Source organism: Vibrio sp. YYF0003, assembly GCF_036350715.1.
Taxonomy (GTDB): domain Bacteria; phylum Pseudomonadota; class Gammaproteobacteria; order Enterobacterales; family Vibrionaceae; genus Vibrio; species Vibrio natriegens.
In genome coordinates this window covers 163622-180323 of sequence record NZ_JAZDWA010000003.1, presented here as the reverse complement: position 1 = coordinate 180323, position 16702 = coordinate 163622, and the positions used below count along the sequence as shown (strand labels likewise).

Sequence of the window (16702 nt, the reverse complement as noted above, 5' to 3'; positions counted from 1 at the left end):
GAATGCGTACTGTACTGATTTTGTACCTCGGGACGGAATAAAAGGCAACATTCAAAGAAGGGTAAGCGATAAGTGCTTGATTTGAATGGTGGCCCCTCGCAGACTTGAACTGCGGACCAATCGATTATGAGTCGACTGCTCTAACCACTGAGCTAAGGGGCCTGATAGGTCAACGATTATAGGGGAAGCGCTGCGAGGTGTCTAGATACCAACATGGCTAATTGCGCTTAGTTTTTATCCACTTAGCACAGTGGATAATAAAAAAGGTGACCTAGAGTCACCTTTTTCGATTTTTAAAGCGTATTAGCGCCTGATTACTCGTCCAGGAAGCTGCGCAGTGTTTCTGAGCGGCTTGGGTGACGAAGTTTACGTAGTGCTTTTGCTTCGATCTGACGAATACGTTCACGAGTAACGTCGAACTGTTTACCAACCTCTTCTAGAGTGTGGTCGGTGTTCATGTCGATACCAAAACGCATACGAAGTACTTTTGCTTCACGTGGCGTTAGACCTGCAAGCACGTCTTTTGTCGCGCCTTTCAAGCTTGTCGCTGTTGCAGAATCCAATGGTAGTTCAAGCGTCGTATCTTCGATGAAATCACCTAGATGCGAATCTTCGTCGTCACCGATTGGTGTCTCCATTGAGATTGGCTCTTTAGCGATTTTCAGCACTTTACGAATCTTGTCTTCTGGCATCTGCATGCGTTCAGCAAGTTCTTCCGGTAGCGGCTCACGACCCATCTCTTGTAGCATTTGACGAGAGATACGGTTTAGCTTGTTGATCGTTTCGATCATGTGTACCGGAATACGAATCGTACGAGCTTGGTCTGCGATTGAACGAGTGATAGCCTGACGGATCCACCACGTTGCGTATGTCGAGAACTTGTAACCACGACGATACTCGAACTTGTCTACCGCTTTCATCAAGCCGATGTTACCTTCCTGGATTAGATCCAAGAACTGTAGACCACGGTTGGTGTATTTCTTCGCGATAGAAATTACCAGACGTAAGTTCGCTTCAACCATCTCTTTCTTCGCACGGCGAGCTTTTGCTTCACCGATAGACATACGACGGCTGATATCTTTAACGTTTTGTACGCTCAGAGACGTTTCTTCTTCAATCATTTTTAGCTTAGTGATTGAACGACGGATCTCTTCTTCGTTACGTTTGATTTTCTCTGCGTATGGTTTGTCAGACGCTAGAATCTCATCTAACCAAGCATCACTTGATTCGTTACCAGTGAACAGAGCGATGAATGATTTCTTCGGCATTTTGCCGTATTCAACGACTGACTTCATGATCAAGCGTTCTTGAGTACGAACGCGATCCATAGACGTACGCAGCTCATTCACCAAGTGATCGAACTGTTTTGGTGTTAGACGGAATTCTTTGAACACGTCTAGCATCATTTCATTAGCAACGGTTGCTTTCGGGCTTTCGTAGCCGTATTCGTTGATCGCTAACTGCAGATTTTGGTATGTACTACGTAGCTGATTAAACTTCTCCAGAGCAAGTTCTGGATCGATACCAACATCTTCTTCAGTGTCTTCTGAATCGTCGTCGCCATCTTCGTCTTCGTCGTCATCATCAACGTCTGTGTCATCTTCATCTTCTAATTGAGATTCAGATAGCTCAGAACCGATGTGTGTTGCTGTAGGTGCAGCAGTATCTTCTGCGTCAGGGTCTACAAATCCAGAAATTAGATCCGTAAGGCGAAGCTCTTCTGCTTGAACTTTATCAAACTGTTCAAGAATGTACGGGATCGTTCCTGGGTATTCAGCAACAGATGATTGAACTTGGTTAATACCTTCTTCAATACGTTTTGCGATGTCGATTTCGCCTTCGCGAGTCAGTAGTTCTACTGTACCCATTTCACGCATGTACATACGCACTGGGTCTGTAGTACGACCAATTTCACTTTCTACGCTAGAAAGTGCAGCGGCTGCAGCTTCGGCTGCATCTTCATCGGTAATATTTGTGTCATCATTTAGTGCTAAATCATCAGCATCAGGAGCAGTTTCTACTACCTTAATGCCCATATCATTGATCATCTGAATGATGTCTTCTACCTGTTCTGAATCTACGATTTCAGCAGGTAGGTGGTCATTTACTTCGGCGTAGGTCAGATAGCCTTGTTCCTTGCCTTTAATAACAAGTGACTTTAGCTGTGACTGCGGATTTTGATCCATAGACGGTATCCAACTTCGTAATCTGGTGAAGGAATCAGTATGCGAAATGCAAACCACTAACTATAACAAATTAAATTGATGCTGACTAATTAAACAGGGTTACGCTTTTAAATCTAGCATAAGTGCTAGCAGCTCCCTTTTCTCTTCGGCTGATAAACCGACACTTCTTGCTTTGGCCTGCAGGTTTTCAATTTGCTTTTCTACGCACTGGGCGATAATTTTGTCCAGTGAGTCTAAAAATATTTCTTCTTGATTGTCTTCATCGAGTGGAATGTCCCAGCTCGCAAGACGAGACAGAAGTGCCTCATTCTGGCTATTTCGCCAGTGCTCTAATAATTGGCCTGTGTTTATATGGGGATGCGCCTGGCATTTATCAAGTACATCTACAAATAAACTGAGGCCTGGTATGGATAAATCTCTCACTGTGGAAAGGTCCGGTACCATTTGAGCATAGCTCGGATTTTGAATAAGTAGAGCAATAACCTCACGCATTGGAGTTCGTTTGATCTCTTTGTGCGGTTGAGGTCGAGTTTCGTTTACTTTTTTACGTGATTGACGCAGGCGGTTATCAAAGCCTGTACGTTCATCAAGTAGCTTTTCGAGTAGCTCCTGAAAGTATGGATCAGGAATCTTGTCTATCAAGGCACTAGCATAAGCTCTGAGTGCTGACTTACCCTCATTATTGCCCAAGTTTATTTGGTGCAATTCGATCAGGTTATCAAATAGATAGCTCGATAGTGGCGTCGCTTGTTCAATTTGCTGTTCAAAGGCCGCTTTGCCGTATTTTCGAACAAAGCTATCTGGGTCTTCTCCATCTGGTAAGAACAAGAATTTCAATGTGTTACCAGTTTTTAAGTATTGAAGCGCGTTTTCCAGAGCTCGCCATGCAGCTTCTTTACCAGCTCGGTCTCCATCGTAGCAACACACCACCGTGTTTGTTTGGCGAAACAGCATTTGAATGTGATCGCCTGTGGTCGAGGTGCCTAGTGAAGCGACAGAGTAATCGACGCCATATTGCGCTAAAGCGACAACGTCCATATAACCTTCAACCACTAAAACTTGTGGTGGCTCTCGGTATGCCTGCAGTACTTCGTAAAGGCCATAAAGCTCTTTACCTTTGTGGAAGATAGGCGTTTCCGGAGAGTTAAGGTATTTCGGTGTGCCGTCGCCCAGCACTCGGCCACCAAAACCAATCACTCGGCCGCGGCGGTCGCGAATCGGGAACATCACACGGCCACGGAATCGGTCGTAGCGGTTGCCTTTGTCGTTTTCAATCAACATGCCGCCAGACACTAGCATGTCTTGAGCGTCTTTCTGCTGGCCGAAGTTTTTACGGACTAAATCCCATTCGTCAGCCACGTAACCGATGCCAAATTTCTGCACGATTTCGCCAGATAAGCCACGGTCTTTAAGGTACTCAATAGCCACTTTATTTGCTGGCTGCTTAAGTTGATTGCGATAAAACTGAGCGATGCTGCCCATTAAATCGTAAAGATTTCGTTTCTCGCTACTGCTGGCTTGTGGGCCCGATTTAAACTGGCCTCCGCCACTGCGTTGCTCACGTGGAACGTCCAGACCTAAATACGAGGCAAGCTCTTCGATGGCTTCCACAAAGTCCAGGCGTTCGAACTCCATGATGAAGTCGATGGCGTTGCCATGCGCACCACAACCAAAACAGTGATAAAACTGCTTCTCTTGGCTAACGCTGAAAGAGGGCGTTTTCTCATTGTGGAATGGGCAACAAGCGCCGTAGTTTTTACCTTTTTTCTTAAGTTTCACACGTGCGTCGACGATATCGACAATATCAAGCCGAGCTAGAAGGTCATCGATAAAACTGCGAGGGATGTGTCCAGCCATAAAACCTAACAAAAAAGAAAAATCATGATTGGTGTGAATGAGTTACTGAGAAAGTTTGCGTGCGACTTTGAGTTGCTTCATTCAGATACAAACAAGCCGTGCGTTCCAAAGGATAGCACGGCTTGCTGCAATTGGGTGGGGTATTAAGCCAATTTAGCGCGAACTAAACCGCTTACTTTACCCATATCTGCACGCCCTTGAATTTGCGGTTTCAAAACGCCCATTACTTTACCCATGTCTTGCATGCCAGCTGCACCAGATTCTGCAATTGCATTCTCGATAAGAGTCGCAACTTCATCGTCTGTCAGTGGTTGAGGCATAAAGTCCTCAAGAACCGTAATTTCTGCTTTCTCCGCATCAGCAAGATCTTGACGACCCGCTGCTTCATACTGCGTTACAGAGTCGCGACGTTGTTTAACCATCTTAGTCAATATCGCAATAATGTCGTCGTCGTTCAGAGTAATCTGTTCGTCAACTTCACGTTGCTTAATTGCTGCTAAGGCTAAACGAATAGTACCAAGGCGCAATTTGTCCTTGGCTTTCATCGCTAATTTTTGCTCTTCTTTGAGTTGTTCAATCAGAGCCATAACTAAATTCCTCTACGGAGCTCAGTTATTAGTACAGGCGAACGCGACGAGCGTTTTCGCGAGCTAGCTTCTTAGCGTGACGCTTTTGAGCTGCTGCTTTAGCGCGTTTGCGAACTGTAGTTGGTTTTTCGTAGTGCTCACGACGACGCACTTCAGAAAGGATACCTGCTTTTTCGCAAGAGCGCTTAAAACGACGTAGAGCAACGTCGAACGGTTCGTTTTCACGTACTTTAACTACTGGCATATGCCTTTCACCTCAGGGGTTATTCGTTAATGCTGGCATTCAACAGACCAAATCACAATTATTTGGTCACTTACCAGCTGATCAAAAATGGTGCGGAATTTTAATCCGATCACAACTGCTTTGTAAAGCCTTTTATCGATTATTGTCTGTACAAAATTTGTTTGCAGCACCAAGGCAAGGTAATATGACGCCCAAATTTCCTCTATATAGAAAGCATACTGAGATAACCATGCGTATTATTGGTATTGAAACCTCTTGTGACGAGACTGGCATCGCGATTTATGACGATGAAAAGGGTCTGTTGTCACACAAGCTTTACAGCCAAGTAAAACTTCACGCGGATTATGGTGGTGTGGTGCCTGAGTTGGCTTCACGTGACCATGTGAAGAAAACCATTCCTCTTATTAAAGAGGCGTTAAAAGAAGCGAACCTCACTTCAAAAGACATTGATGGTGTGGCGTACACCGCTGGCCCAGGTTTGGTTGGGGCGTTATTGGTTGGCGCAACCATTGGTCGCAGTATTGCTTACGCTTGGGGTGTGCCTGCGGTACCTGTTCATCATATGGAAGGCCACTTACTGGCGCCAATGCTGGAAGACAACCCACCACCGTTCCCGTTTGTAGCGGTATTGGTATCTGGTGGTCACTCTATGATGGTTGAAGTAAAAGGCATTGGTGAATACCAAATACTGGGTGAGTCGATTGATGATGCGGCTGGTGAAGCTTTTGATAAGACAGCGAAGTTAATGGGTCTGGATTACCCTGGTGGTCCGCTGCTTTCAAAGCTAGCTGAAAAAGGCACACCGGGGCGCTTTAAATTCCCACGTCCAATGACAGATCGTCCGGGTCTGGATATGAGCTTCTCTGGTCTGAAGACATTCACGGCGAATACTATTGCGGCTAACGGCGATGATGAACAGACGCGTGCAGATATTGCACTGGCATTTGAAGAAGCGGTTTGTGCAACGTTGGTGATCAAGTGTAAGCGAGCGCTGGATCAGACTGGTATGAAACGTATTGTTATCGCAGGTGGTGTGAGTGCGAACCGTCGTCTACGTGCAGAGTTGGAAAAACTGGCGAAGAAAGTCGGTGGTGAAGTTTATTACCCACGTACAGAGTTTTGTACCGACAATGGCGCAATGATCGCTTATGCGGGCATGCAGCGTCTGAAAAACGGTGAAGTATCGGATATGGCCGTCGAAGCCCGTCCTCGCTGGCCAATCGATCAACTAACGCCGATTGCGTAAGCGTATTTATCTTATACCCAAATAACCTCGAGATGCTTGGTTCAGCGAGAATGACTTGGCTCTCAGACGCGGCAACGATTTGAAGATCTAGTGGTTCTAAATCAAAAATCGTTAACAAAGTCTGTGAGTCAAGACAACTCGCCCTTCGGGAGCGTGTCACTGACACAATTTCTGCGTCAAATAACTTGGAAAGAGCTTGCTATTCCGCTGCATTATTTTCCTTGAACTAGTATCAGTGACAACGCTCTGAATCCTGCATCTTGAAGTCATTTGGGTATATACAGGCCTCTATTCATAGAGGCCTTTGTTTTTGATAACAGAGCACATCAATAACAGGTGATTGTATTTTGCAATAACCTTGGGTTGCTTAGTTCATTGACAACATCGGATAGAAAAATAAGTAATGGATATAGCAATGAATAAATTTGAAATTGAAGGTCAGCAACTTGCGTACCTGGATAAAGGTGAAGGGCCAGTTTTGCTATTTGGTCACAGCTATTTGTGGGATAACCAAATGTGGGCTCCACAGGTTGAAGTTCTCAGTCAGTTTTATCGCTGTATCGTGCCGGATTTATGGGCACATGGTGAGTCTGAGGCGGCACCTGCATCAACACGCTCTTTAGTGGACTATGCCCAGCATATGTTAGCGTTGATGGATCACCTCGAAGTGGAAGAGTTTTCTATTGTTGGTTTGTCTGTTGGTGGCATGTGGGGCGCGGAGTTAACTGCTCAAGCACCACAGCGCGTGAAGTCGCTGGTATTGATGGATACTTTTATTGGCTGGGAGCCAGAAGTCACACACAAAAAGTACTTCGCAATGCTCGATACCATCACTCAAGTTCAATCGGTACCTGAGCCGATTGTTGAAGCGGTTGCGCCGCTGTTCTTTGCCAACAATGTTGAGCAAGCAAACCCAGAGCTCATCACATCATTTAAGCAAAGCTTGCAAGCACTGCAGGGTGAGCGTGCGGTTGAAGTAGCGCGAATTGGTCGAATGGTCTTCGGTCGACGTGATGTGATTGAAGATTCGGAGAAGTTTGCTTTGCCTACGTTAATTGCCGTAGGACGTGAAGATAAGCCTCGTCCCGTGTTCGAATCTTATTTGATGAATGATTGCATTACAGGCAGTCAGCTGGTTGAGATCCCAGAAGCGGGTCACATCAGTTCTCTTGAGCAGCCTGAGTTCGTCAATCAGATGTTGTTGAACTTTTTAAACAAAGTTCACTCTTAAAGTTGCATTCAACAAAAACTCGGCACTATGCCGAGTTTTTTTCTGTCAGATTCTTTTGGCCAATTTTAGGCTCTTCGCCGGACAGTAAACGCCGAATGTTCTGGTGATGTTTGAATACGATCAAGCAACACAACATCGCTACAGGTAAAGTGTACTGTGGCTTGAACATCCAGGTATAAAATGGCGTGAGCAATACAGTGACGAGTGCTGCAAGGGACGAATAGCGGAATATAACCGCAACGCAGAGCCAGGTCAGCATCACTAAAACTGTAAGGTCGAGCCCGATTGGTGCAATTGCCCCGAACGCAGTGGCAACGCCTTTTCCGCCTTTGAAATGGAAGAAAATAGGGTACATATGGCCAAGGCAGGCGGCGATCGCTATGACACCAAGGATGATCGGGTTAATCCCAAGGAAGTAGCCTCCCCACACAGGAATGGTGCCTTTGAGCATGTCACATAGCAGGACAGAGATGGCGGCACCTTTACCACCAATGCGTAATACATTGGTTGCGCCTGGGTTATTAGAGCCAACTTTGCGCGGATCTGGCAATTTTAAGAGACGACAAATCAACACCGCACTGGAAATAGAACCCAGTAAATAGGCGGCCATCGTCATTATCAGTGCCAGTGCGTCCATAGAAGTCCTTGATGGATTGGAATTTAATGCTCAGTTCCAGCGTAATTGCTATCATAGCGTGAATCTGCTGCTAGCAGAAACACTCTCTACGAAGGAGCTTGCATTATGTGAGTTCCTGTATATAAAGGTGTTTTGCAGTTTTTATACCTAAGCAACTTTATGCTGACCCGATCATAAGTTGCTTAGGTATAGAATATTACGATCAAATTACCCTCAATGGGTATCCGACCTCTGAAATAGAAGGACATAAGATGGCTCTGGATAAAGTGTTTATTGAACAATTAGAAGTGATCACCACAATTGGCGTGTACGATTGGGAACAGCAAATTAAACAAAAGCTGGTACTTGATATCGAAATGGCACATGACAATAAGCCAGCTGGCAAAAGTGATGATGTTCAAGATGCATTAGATTACTCGCAAGTGAGTGAAGCGGTATTAAATCACATAGAGAACGGCCGTTTCTTACTGGTAGAACGTGTGGCGGAAGAAATAGCAGAGTTGATCATGCAACGTTTCTCGGTGCCTTGGATTAAAATTCGCTTGGCAAAACCAGGCGCGGTTCCACAAGCTCGCGCTGTTGGCGTCGTTATTGAGCGAGGTCAGGCATGATCACCGCTTATATCGGTGTTGGTACGAACATAGACAGAGAGCAACACGCAAAGGTTGCTTACAACGAGCTGCAACAGCTTGGAGAAGATCTTCTTGTATCCCCGATATATGAATGTGAACCAATTGGTTTCAGCAGCCAGAATTTCTACAACTTTGTGATTACTCTTCGCACTGCGTTGTCATTAGAAGAGTTTAGCCATCGCCTTCGTGAGATTGAATTTAAGTGGGGGCGAGAAGAAAATGCGCAAAAGTATCAGGATCGAACACTCGATCTCGATATAGTGTTGTTCGGTGAGCTCATCTCTACGCAAAAGCCCGAACTGCCTCGCAGTGATATCTACAAATATCCTTTTGTCACAAAGCCTTTGTATGATCTCAACCCACATTTGGTTATTCCTGGTGATGGACGCACGGTCGCGGATATATGGTACGCGATGCAACCAGTTGATTCTCTCAAACCAGTTTCTTTTTCACTTTAAATTTGAGTTGTTTACATGAGTTATTTGGAAGCCTTTATTTTGGCTCTGATTCAGGGTCTGACGGAGTTTTTGCCGATTTCCAGCTCCGCACACTTGATCCTGCCTTCCGCTATTCTTGGTTGGGAAGACCAAGGTCTTGCATTTGATGTTGCCGTTCACGTCGGAACCTTGATGGCCGTGGTGATCTATTTCCGTTATGAAGTGATCACGTTATTTCGGGCGTTGTTTGCCTCTATCTTTAAAGGTGATCGTGGCAAAGAAGCGAAACTGGCGTGGATGATCGTACTGGCAACGATTCCGGCTTGTGTGTTTGGTCTACTGATGAAAGACATCATCGAAGTGTACCTGCGCAGTGCCTATGTGATAGCGACGACGACAATAGTGTTTGGTTTATTGCTGTGGTGGGCGGATAAACACGCCAAACAAGTGGCAAACGAATATCAGACAGGCTGGAAGAAAGCGCTATTTATTGGTATCGCTCAAGCATTAGCGATGATTCCGGGAACCTCTCGTTCTGGCGCGACGATTACCGCAGCGCTGTACCTTGGCTTTACTCGTGAGGCCGCTGCGCGTTTCTCGTTCCTGATGTCGATTCCAATCATCGCGCTTGCAGGTAGCTACCTTGGTATGAAGCTGGTTACCAGTGGCGAACCCGTGCACATTGGGTTTTTACTGACGGGCATCGTGACGTCTTTTGTGAGTGCGTACATTTGTATCCACTTCTTCCTCAAGATGATTTCACGTATGGGGATGACACCATTCGTTATTTACCGTCTGATTCTGGGTGTGGGCCTATTTGCTTTCTTACTTAGTGCTTAATCCTTATTTAATAAAACGCCCGCTCCATGTTGAGCGGGCGTTTTTGTTTGGTCGCTATTTATTAAGCGCGACTCTTACCGCTTCAATCCGTCTCTTTTCTTGTTCATCTCGAATCGCTGGCCCTTTAAATCCGTCTTGAATGATAGCCTGAACATCCACGGCTACTGCGGCTTGATAGGCTCGGGTAAAAATCTCCGCTTGAGGATAAGGCAGATCTTCTAAGCCTTTTCTACCTGCATGGTCAGCCTGACAGCAGATTAAAATATCTTGCAGTCGATCGGCTTTACGCCATACATCAAATTTGTTGAGAACTTTGATGATGGTTTGCGGTTTTAACTCTGCTGCTCGGTGAATATTGGAATGCTGTTCGCAGACCATTAAGGCTAAATCACGAAACTCATTGGGTACGCGAACGCGTTCACACAGTTTTTTAATCAGCTTGAGGCCTGTATGGCAGTGCATTTTGTGACTTGGCCATTCACGCTTTGGCGTCACGCCTTTACCGAGATCATGCACTTGTGCCGCAAAGCGTACCGGCAGAGAAGCGCTGAGTTTCGCGGCTTGTTCGGCGACCATTAAGGTGTGAATACCGGTGTCGATTTCAGGGTGCCATTTCTCAGGTTGAGGCACCCCAAACAGGGCGTCAATTTCTGGCAGGACAACCGCCAGAGCTCCGCATTCACGCAGTACGGAAAGAAAGACATCCGGTCGAGGAGAAGACAAAGATTTATGCCATTCCTGCCACACCCGTTCTGGTGTCAGTGTGTCGAGCTCCCCGGATGCAGACATATCACGCATCAGTTGCATGGTTTCGTCTGCCACCTTAAAACCCAATGGCGCGAGCTTGGCTGCAAAGCGGGCCACACGCAGGACTCGAAGCGGATCTTCGATAAACGCATCAGAGACGTGGCGTAGGAGGCGGTTGTTGAGATCGTCTTGGCCGCCGTAGGGATCGTACAGCTTTCCCTGGTCATCCATTGCCATGGCGTTGATGGTTAAGTCTCGACGAATCAAATCTTCTTCCAAGGTGACACTTTGATCGAAGAAGCACTCAAAACCGGTGTAACCCGAGCCTGATTTTCTCTCCGTTCGTGCTAGTGCATGTTCTTCTTTGGTTTTAGGGTGAAGAAACACAGGGAAATCTTTACCGACGGCGGTATACCCCTGTTCAAGCATCATTTCTGGGGTTGCACCAACCACCACCCAATCATTGTCATAGTGATCAATTCCAAGTAATTGATCCCGGACTGCACCACCTACTAAGTAAACTTGCACGAACAACCTCTTAATTTACTGATATGTCGTTGGACATTGTAGCAAGCAATGGTACTTTTCTTTACTCCCAATAGAAGATGCATCTATGTTTATTAGGGGCAGTTTCAAAGTGGGCGGGTTTTTAGCTGGAGATCCTATGTATAAGGACTTTTTTGGGTTTGTAGAGCAACCTTTTTCGATTGTTCCAAACTCTCGTTATTTGTATCTGAGTCAACGTCATAAAGAAGCGATTACGCACCTCAAAGCCGGATTGGGTGATGGGGGCGGATTTGCCATGTTGACCGGAGAAGTAGGGACGGGGAAAACCACCGTGGCGAAAGCCATGTTGGCCAACTTGGACGAGACCACCAAGGCGGGTTTGATTCTTAATCCAACGTTTTCGACTCGAGATCTTCTGGAGGCGATTTGTGATGAATTTAAAATTGTCTATCCGCAAGATGCGACGTTAAAACAGTTAAACCAAGTGATTCATCAATACCTGCTGCACAACCATAATGCTGGCTGGCAAACCTTGTTGGTTATTGATGAAGCGCAGCATCTGGTCGCGGATGTGTTAGAGCAACTTCGATTGCTGACGAATTTAGAAACAGAGACCCGAAAGCTGCTTAAAGTCCTTTTGGTGGGGCAGCCAGAGTTACAACGCTTATTACAAACCACCCAGCTACGCCAGCTAGCTCAGCGAATTACCGGTCGTTACCACCTCTTGCCTTTGGATGAAAAAGAAACCGAGGATTACATCGCGTTCCGGCTTCATACTGCGGGGGGCAATCAACAGTTATTTAATCGTAGTTCGACCAAACTGATCGCCAAGTACAGTCATGGTATTCCCAGGCTGATTAACCTCATTTGCGATAAAGCTCTTAACATGAGCTATCACCAGGGCAGCACAGTTGTAGACAAACAGACCGTTCTGCGCGCTTGTGAAGAGGTTATGCAATTTCAGGCCGATATTTATCAGCAAGACAACAAATCTGGACAAATGGTATCTCGTCGTCCATTTAGCTGGCCAGCTTGGGGAACCGCTGCGATTGGGGTAGCTGCCGCGCTTGGAGTCGGTTGGGCGGTCATTAATCATATGTCGATGAAGCCCATTTCCCAGTTTGTCGAAGAGACCGTTGCCATCAGTGCTCCTGAGCCGGTTGAGTCAGTTGAACCTGTCGTCGTGCGCGATCAGCTAAGCAATGAGCAACGCGAGTTACTGCTTTCACAAAAACAATCGAACCTTGCCGTGAACGATCTGTATAAACTGTGGGGCTACCGAGCTTCGGTGCGCGATAACCTCTGTTTATCTGAGGCACAATCGACCATGGTTTGTGAGAGGAAAATGGCGACTTGGCCGCTGTTGATGAAGCAAAATAGACCCGTGATCTTGGAGCTGAATTATCAAGGCGATATTGGTTATGTGATTCTCTACGCGGTAGGGAACGATAAAGTCGAAGTACTTAACGGTAAGCAGCGTTTGCGCCTCCCTCTCTCCTGGTTAAAACCGATGTGGCAGGGAAATATTATCGAGCTGTGGCAATCGCCGCTTAAAGAAACCTTGCGGTTAGATATGGAAGGGCCTGCTATAGAAGTTTTAGACCAGCTACTTGCTGAGGCGGTCAGCGAATTACCATTAGGCACCTCCATTTTTGATTCAGAAATGAAAGAACGCGTCGAACTGTTTCAACGCTGGCAAGGCATTGGTGTTGACGGTATCGCGGGTCAGCGCACGCTAGAGCGATTACAGCAAAATGTGCAGCCTAACGCGCCAACTCTGGCAAGCATAGATAAGGAGGATGCGTAATGTCTTTAGCCAAGCATGCAAGCTTGCTGCTTTTGCCTATAGGTATTTCTGCCCTTGGCACTGCCTGGTATCTGGAAAAGCTGACTCCTAAAACTCAAGCTGCGACACCAGTGGCTGTTGCCGTAGCTGAGGTTGTACAGCCGTTTGAGGTATTGGACTATCCAGATGTCAGACAACTGGCGCAACTGCCAAGAGAGTGGCCTAGCGCGGAATTATCAGGTGATACGGGAAGCTACATGCCATCAGAAGAGTATGTCAGCAGCAATCAGGGCACTTCATCCCCGGTGGCACAAAATCAAGCCAGCGATGACGATTTAGACTTCACTTTGGATGATATCGATTTATCGTCACTGTCGCCGGATTTGGCAATGAAGGTGGAGAACGCACTGTCCAAGAGCGGAAGTGCAACGTCGCAGCGCTCAACGCCAGTTAACGATTTGGAGGGGAATGCCCAGCAGTGGCAGGGTCGTCTTCCAGCACTCAACTTACAAACACACATGTACGCCAGTGATTCCCAACGACGTTGGGTGAAAATCAATAATGTGGAATATCACCAAGGTGATGTGGTGGATGGTCAGGTCACACTGAAAGAGATTCAGCCACAAGCGGTGATTGTTGAGTTTCAGGGAGAACAGATCCGGATCCCGGCACTTTATGAGTGGGAAGGGTAACTCAGTCCAAATAAGCAAAAGGCCACAATCATGTGGCCTTTTTAGTATTCAATACGAGGGAGCGATTATGCCCAACCTGCTGGAGAACGCTTTTTGCGTGGCATTAGATGAGGCAAGACCAAACCAAACAGCAGGCCAAGACCTGCAACACCACCACCGTAGGTGAAGTACTTCAGCAGCATGTCATCTTTTTGCGTATCAAGTTTAGCGCGCAGCTCACGATTTTCTGTTTCAATCGAAGTCAGTTGGTCGCTGATCTCTGAATACTTGTTCTCAAGATCAGAGATTTGTTGATTACGTGTTTCTAGTGAGGTCACAAGGCCCGCTTTTTCTGTGTCTGAAGTCTGGCGAGCATTGGCCAGTTGTTCTTTCACTTCAGCAAGCTCTTTTTCAATACGAGGTAGGCGAATTGCCATGCTTTCTTTGTTAGTGACAAATTTGCTTTGCACCCAGCCAGTACGGCCGCGGGAGTCACGAACTTGTGTATAGCCGGTCTCTTTATTCGCGCTTAGTAGTTGTACTTGCGAACCTGCGTCGACACTACCAATAATTCGGTAAGTGTTGTTTGGACCTGAGTGCATAAAAGTGAATAGGTCATCAGAAATATAACGGTTTGCAGCTAGGGCCGTTGGCGCTGCTAGCAAAGTAAACAAAACCGTGATGATTAGTTTTTTCACAGTAAATCCCTTAACGATTTTTCTTGGATACAGCGTTGGCACCGAATTATTGGAGCCGGAATTAGACGAATAGTATGCAGTTTCAAACTTTGGTGCAACAAAGAAGGGAGGCAAAGCCTCCCTTTCTGTGCGTTTGGGTCAATAATGACAAAGCGCTTACATTCTATTGACGGATGTCTTAATTACGAAAACATTGCTTGAATGCCGTAGAAGAAGACCACTGCCAATAGTGCACCCGCTGGTAGAGTAACAATCCATGAAGCAACGATGTTACGAACCACACCTAGGTTTAGTGCTGCAATACCGCGAGCAAAACCTACACCCAGAACCGCACCAACAAGTGTTTGAGTGGTTGAAATTGGCAGACCTGTACCAGACGCCAGAACAACAGTACATGCCGTCGCTAGCTGCGCTGCAAAGCCACGGCTTGGTGTTAGTTCAGTAATACCTGTACCAACGGTTGCCATTACTTTGTGGCCCAGAGTCGCAAGACCTACAACGATACCGATACCACCTAGTGGAAGAATCCACCATGCGATTGTGCTCTTAGATGTGATTTCACCCATGTGCTCAACAGTTGATACTACCGCAGAAAGAGGGCCAATCGCGTTTGCTACGTCGTTCGAACCGTGTGCAAATGCCATCGCACAAGCCGTGATAACCATTAGCACACTGAAGATGCCTTCAACACCTGAGAAGCTGTGGTCATCTTCGCGGTTAGCAAATTTCTTCTGAATGTAGAAGTAGCCGCCAGCCATTACAATTGCCGATACCGCAGCCGCCCACATCCAGGCTTCACCATTGCTCAGGTGAAGACCAACGTGCTTAAGACCTTTTTTGATAGTAACCAGTGCAATCACCATTGTGGTGATAAACATGTAAACAGGCACAAAGCGTTTTGCATTAAATAGCGGATTTTCTGTATCAAAAATCAGGCGTTGTGCGCTGACAAAAATCACGTATGCAAAGAAGCCGGAGATAACTGGTGTAATGATCCAACTACCCACAATGCCCTGAACGCTGCCCCAGTCCACGGCTTCTGTACCTACAGATACGCACGCAAAACCGATGATCGCACCGATGATAGAGTGAGTGGTTGATACTGGCCAGCCCATGTAAGACGCTAGCAGTAGCCATGTGCCGGCAGCAAGTAGCGCAGACATCATACCGAAGACAAGAACGTCAGGCTGGTGAGCAAATAGAGATGTTTCGATAACACCTTTACGGATAGTGTCGGTTACTTCACCGCCTGCAAGATATGCACCCGCAAATTCAAAGATCATCGCAATGATGATAGCTTGTTTTACGGTTAGCGCTTTTGAACCTACCGATGTACCCATCGCATTGGCAACGTCGTTCGCGCCAATACCAATCGCCATCATGAAACCAAAAATCGCTGCAACAATAATCAGGACAGTGCCGTAGTTCGCAAGGATATCCATCGTAATACCTAGTTGTTTTATAACAAGCGGAACAAAATTTTACGCGCGCCAAATCGAAAGACGATGAAAACAGTCATCGTCCTTATGACACGTGTGTATTATGCTCTTCGTTATGTCGTTAACTTATGTTTTAAGATCGAGATAGCATGACTTCCAAACGAGCACCTACGCGCTGCGCTTGGTCGGCAATACCACCTACCCATTCAAGAATCTTATACAAGAACATGACATCGATAGGGTTCATGTCAGATTCAATCGCCATCAATTGTTGACGAAGTTCAATCTGCATAGCATCGGTATCATCTTCGATGACGTCTAACTGATGAATCATTTCAGCAACGAGTGTTACTTCACGGCCTTTAAAGCCTGTTTCTAATAGTTCATCAAGTTCATTAATTACCTTTTGCGCCTGATTAGCCGCGTCAAGACAACGTTGAACGTAAGCGAGGAAATTTGGCTGGAGAGCCTCAGGAATGACAAGTTGACGACCATATACACGGCCAGCAATGTCTTTCGCCAAGTTGGCAAGTTTGTCTTGTTGAGTCAGAAGCTCAAGCATGTCAGTACGGTCTACTGGCATAAACAAACCGCGAGGCAGTTTTAGACGGATTTCACGTTTCAGAACATCCGCTTCTTTCTCAAGGTGAGAAATTTGAGCACGGATCTCTGCTGCTTTTTCCCAGTCTCCCTTTGAAGAAACTTCAAAGAACTTCACCAGGTGTGAACAACATTCGTTGACACACACAACGTGGCGTTGCAAAGGCTTAATAGGGGACTTTGCAAATAACCCCATAATTGTATTTACTGGCATGGTCATTCAACCTAATAACTATAACCTAAAAAAAACATACACCATTTCTTTGGTCTTGGCGAAATGTTGAGCGATGGCTATAAAGGCGCGCATGTTAACGCATTAAATCGCTCTTTAAAACTGTTTTAGATCATCATTCGAGT

Annotated in this window: 16 protein-coding genes and 1 tRNA gene; 7 read left to right on the top strand and 10 right to left on the bottom strand. The window is 46.2% G+C overall.

Features of this window, described 5'->3' with window-relative positions; all coding sequences use genetic code 11:
* Positions 1 to 86: 86 nt before the first annotated feature.
* The 5 genes from V1U08_RS11095 to rpsU form a co-directional block, all read right to left on the bottom strand.
* Positions 87 to 162: transfer RNA gene (locus V1U08_RS11095), tRNA-Ile, on the bottom strand.
* 152 nt (positions 163 to 314) lie between these two features.
* Entirely contained in the window at positions 315 to 2186 is a 1872-nt protein-coding gene (gene rpoD, locus V1U08_RS11090) for an RNA polymerase sigma factor RpoD (protein ID WP_014230751.1), read from the bottom strand.
* A 99-nt stretch (positions 2187 to 2285) separates the two neighbouring features.
* Entirely contained in the window at positions 2286 to 4043 is a 1758-nt protein-coding gene (dnaG, locus tag V1U08_RS11085; protein ID WP_065299105.1) for a DNA primase, read from the bottom strand.
* Positions 4044 to 4186: 143 nt separating this feature from the next.
* Complete coding sequence (locus tag V1U08_RS11080) at positions 4187 to 4630, bottom strand: GatB/YqeY domain-containing protein (RefSeq protein ID WP_014230753.1); 444 nt, start codon at positions 4628 to 4630, stop codon at positions 4187 to 4189.
* A 28-nt stretch (positions 4631 to 4658) separates the two neighbouring features.
* Positions 4659 to 4874, bottom strand: coding sequence for a 30S ribosomal protein S21 (gene rpsU, locus V1U08_RS11075; protein ID WP_001145625.1), 216 nt, complete (start codon positions 4872 to 4874; stop codon positions 4659 to 4661).
* 229 nt (positions 4875 to 5103) lie between these two features.
* On the opposite strand from rpsU, the gene tsaD reads away from it, so the two are divergent.
* Both tsaD and V1U08_RS11065 read left to right on the top strand, forming a co-directional pair.
* Complete coding sequence (gene tsaD, locus V1U08_RS11070; protein ID WP_330470729.1) at positions 5104 to 6120, top strand: tRNA (adenosine(37)-N6)-threonylcarbamoyltransferase complex transferase subunit TsaD; 1017 nt, start codon at positions 5104 to 5106, stop codon at positions 6118 to 6120.
* A 415-nt stretch (positions 6121 to 6535) separates the two neighbouring features.
* Positions 6536 to 7351, top strand: a complete 816-nt coding sequence (locus V1U08_RS11065) for an alpha/beta fold hydrolase (protein WP_118117685.1) — start codon at positions 6536 to 6538, stop codon at positions 7349 to 7351.
* Between the two features lie 25 nt (positions 7352 to 7376).
* Here the strand turns inward: V1U08_RS11065 and plsY are convergent, their stop codons facing one another.
* The gene (gene plsY, locus V1U08_RS11060; protein WP_014230756.1) at positions 7377 to 7988 is read right to left on the bottom strand and encodes a glycerol-3-phosphate 1-O-acyltransferase PlsY; all 612 of its coding nucleotides are present in this window, start codon (positions 7986 to 7988) and stop codon (positions 7377 to 7379) included.
* Positions 7989 to 8239: 251 nt separating this feature from the next.
* Between plsY and folB the strand changes: the two genes are divergently transcribed.
* From folB to V1U08_RS11045, 3 genes are read left to right on the top strand one after another with little or no spacing between them, the layout of a single operon-like run.
* Complete coding sequence (gene folB, locus V1U08_RS11055) at positions 8240 to 8599, top strand: bifunctional dihydroneopterin aldolase/7,8-dihydroneopterin epimerase (protein ID WP_014230757.1); 360 nt, start codon at positions 8240 to 8242, stop codon at positions 8597 to 8599.
* A complete protein-coding gene (gene folK / locus V1U08_RS11050) occupies positions 8596 to 9078 on the top strand; it encodes a 2-amino-4-hydroxy-6-hydroxymethyldihydropteridine diphosphokinase (RefSeq protein WP_065301942.1) in 483 nt (160 codons plus the stop codon). Before folB ends, folK begins: the two co-directional genes overlap by 4 nt.
* A gap of 15 nt (positions 9079 to 9093) precedes the next feature.
* Positions 9094 to 9897, top strand: coding sequence for an undecaprenyl-diphosphate phosphatase (locus V1U08_RS11045; protein ID WP_014230759.1), 804 nt, complete (start codon positions 9094 to 9096; stop codon positions 9895 to 9897).
* 54 nt (positions 9898 to 9951) lie between these two features.
* Here V1U08_RS11045 and V1U08_RS11040 read toward each other — a convergent pair whose 3' ends face one another.
* Complete coding sequence (locus V1U08_RS11040) at positions 9952 to 11172, bottom strand: multifunctional CCA addition/repair protein (RefSeq protein ID WP_330470595.1); 1221 nt, start codon at positions 11170 to 11172, stop codon at positions 9952 to 9954.
* 136 nt (positions 11173 to 11308) lie between these two features.
* On the opposite strand from V1U08_RS11040, the gene V1U08_RS11035 reads away from it, so the two are divergent.
* Positions 11309 to 12958 carry an ExeA family protein gene (locus V1U08_RS11035; protein WP_330470594.1) on the top strand — a complete coding sequence of 550 codons (1650 nt, stop codon included), beginning with the start codon at positions 11309 to 11311 and terminating at the stop codon, positions 12956 to 12958.
* Positions 12958 to 13629: a general secretion pathway protein GspB gene (locus tag V1U08_RS11030; RefSeq protein ID WP_330470593.1), complete on the top strand. Its 672-nt coding sequence runs from the start codon at positions 12958 to 12960 to the stop codon at positions 13627 to 13629. The genes V1U08_RS11035 and V1U08_RS11030 overlap by 1 nt, the downstream gene beginning before the upstream one ends.
* A gap of 65 nt (positions 13630 to 13694) precedes the next feature.
* Here the strand turns inward: V1U08_RS11030 and V1U08_RS11025 are convergent, their stop codons facing one another.
* The 3 genes from V1U08_RS11025 to V1U08_RS11015 all read right to left on the bottom strand — a co-directional run bounded on the left by V1U08_RS11025 (position 13695) and on the right by V1U08_RS11015 (position 16559).
* Positions 13695 to 14306, bottom strand: a complete 612-nt coding sequence (locus V1U08_RS11025; protein WP_020335871.1) for a TIGR04211 family SH3 domain-containing protein — start codon at positions 14304 to 14306, stop codon at positions 13695 to 13697.
* 182 nt (positions 14307 to 14488) lie between these two features.
* Positions 14489 to 15748: an inorganic phosphate transporter gene (locus V1U08_RS11020; RefSeq protein ID WP_014230764.1), complete on the bottom strand. Its 1260-nt coding sequence runs from the start codon at positions 15746 to 15748 to the stop codon at positions 14489 to 14491.
* 130 nt (positions 15749 to 15878) lie between these two features.
* Complete coding sequence (locus V1U08_RS11015; protein WP_014230765.1) at positions 15879 to 16559, bottom strand: TIGR00153 family protein; 681 nt, start codon at positions 16557 to 16559, stop codon at positions 15879 to 15881.
* Positions 16560 to 16702 lie beyond the last annotated feature (143 nt).

Bases quoted from the DNA above. Each gene is read 5' to 3' on its own strand.
- tsaD (WP_330470729.1), top strand. From the start codon at position 5,104: ATGCGTATTATTGGTATTGAAACCTCTTGTGACGAGACTGGCATCGCG.
- plsY (WP_014230756.1), bottom strand. From the start codon at position 7,988: ATGGACGCACTGGCACTGATAATGACGATGGCCGCCTATTTACTGGGT.
- folK (WP_065301942.1), top strand. From the start codon at position 8,596: ATGATCACCGCTTATATCGGTGTTGGTACGAACATAGACAGAGAGCAA.
- V1U08_RS11045 (WP_014230759.1), top strand. From the start codon at position 9,094: ATGAGTTATTTGGAAGCCTTTATTTTGGCTCTGATTCAGGGTCTGACG.
- dnaG (WP_065299105.1), bottom strand. From the start codon at position 4,043: ATGGCTGGACACATCCCTCGCAGTTTTATCGATGACCTTCTAGCTCGG.
- V1U08_RS11065 (WP_118117685.1), top strand. From the start codon at position 6,536: ATGAATAAATTTGAAATTGAAGGTCAGCAACTTGCGTACCTGGATAAA.
- folB (WP_014230757.1), top strand. From the start codon at position 8,240: ATGGCTCTGGATAAAGTGTTTATTGAACAATTAGAAGTGATCACCACA.
- rpsU (WP_001145625.1), bottom strand. From the start codon at position 4,874: ATGCCAGTAGTTAAAGTACGTGAAAACGAACCGTTCGACGTTGCTCTA.
- V1U08_RS11020 (WP_014230764.1), bottom strand. From the start codon at position 15,748: ATGGATATCCTTGCGAACTACGGCACTGTCCTGATTATTGTTGCAGCG.
- V1U08_RS11030 (WP_330470593.1), top strand. From the start codon at position 12,958: ATGTCTTTAGCCAAGCATGCAAGCTTGCTGCTTTTGCCTATAGGTATT.
- V1U08_RS11015 (WP_014230765.1), bottom strand. From the start codon at position 16,559: ATGCCAGTAAATACAATTATGGGGTTATTTGCAAAGTCCCCTATTAAG.
- V1U08_RS11035 (WP_330470594.1), top strand. From the start codon at position 11,309: ATGTATAAGGACTTTTTTGGGTTTGTAGAGCAACCTTTTTCGATTGTT.
- V1U08_RS11080 (WP_014230753.1), bottom strand. From the start codon at position 4,630: ATGGCTCTGATTGAACAACTCAAAGAAGAGCAAAAATTAGCGATGAAA.
- rpoD (WP_014230751.1), bottom strand. From the start codon at position 2,186: ATGGATCAAAATCCGCAGTCACAGCTAAAGTCACTTGTTATTAAAGGC.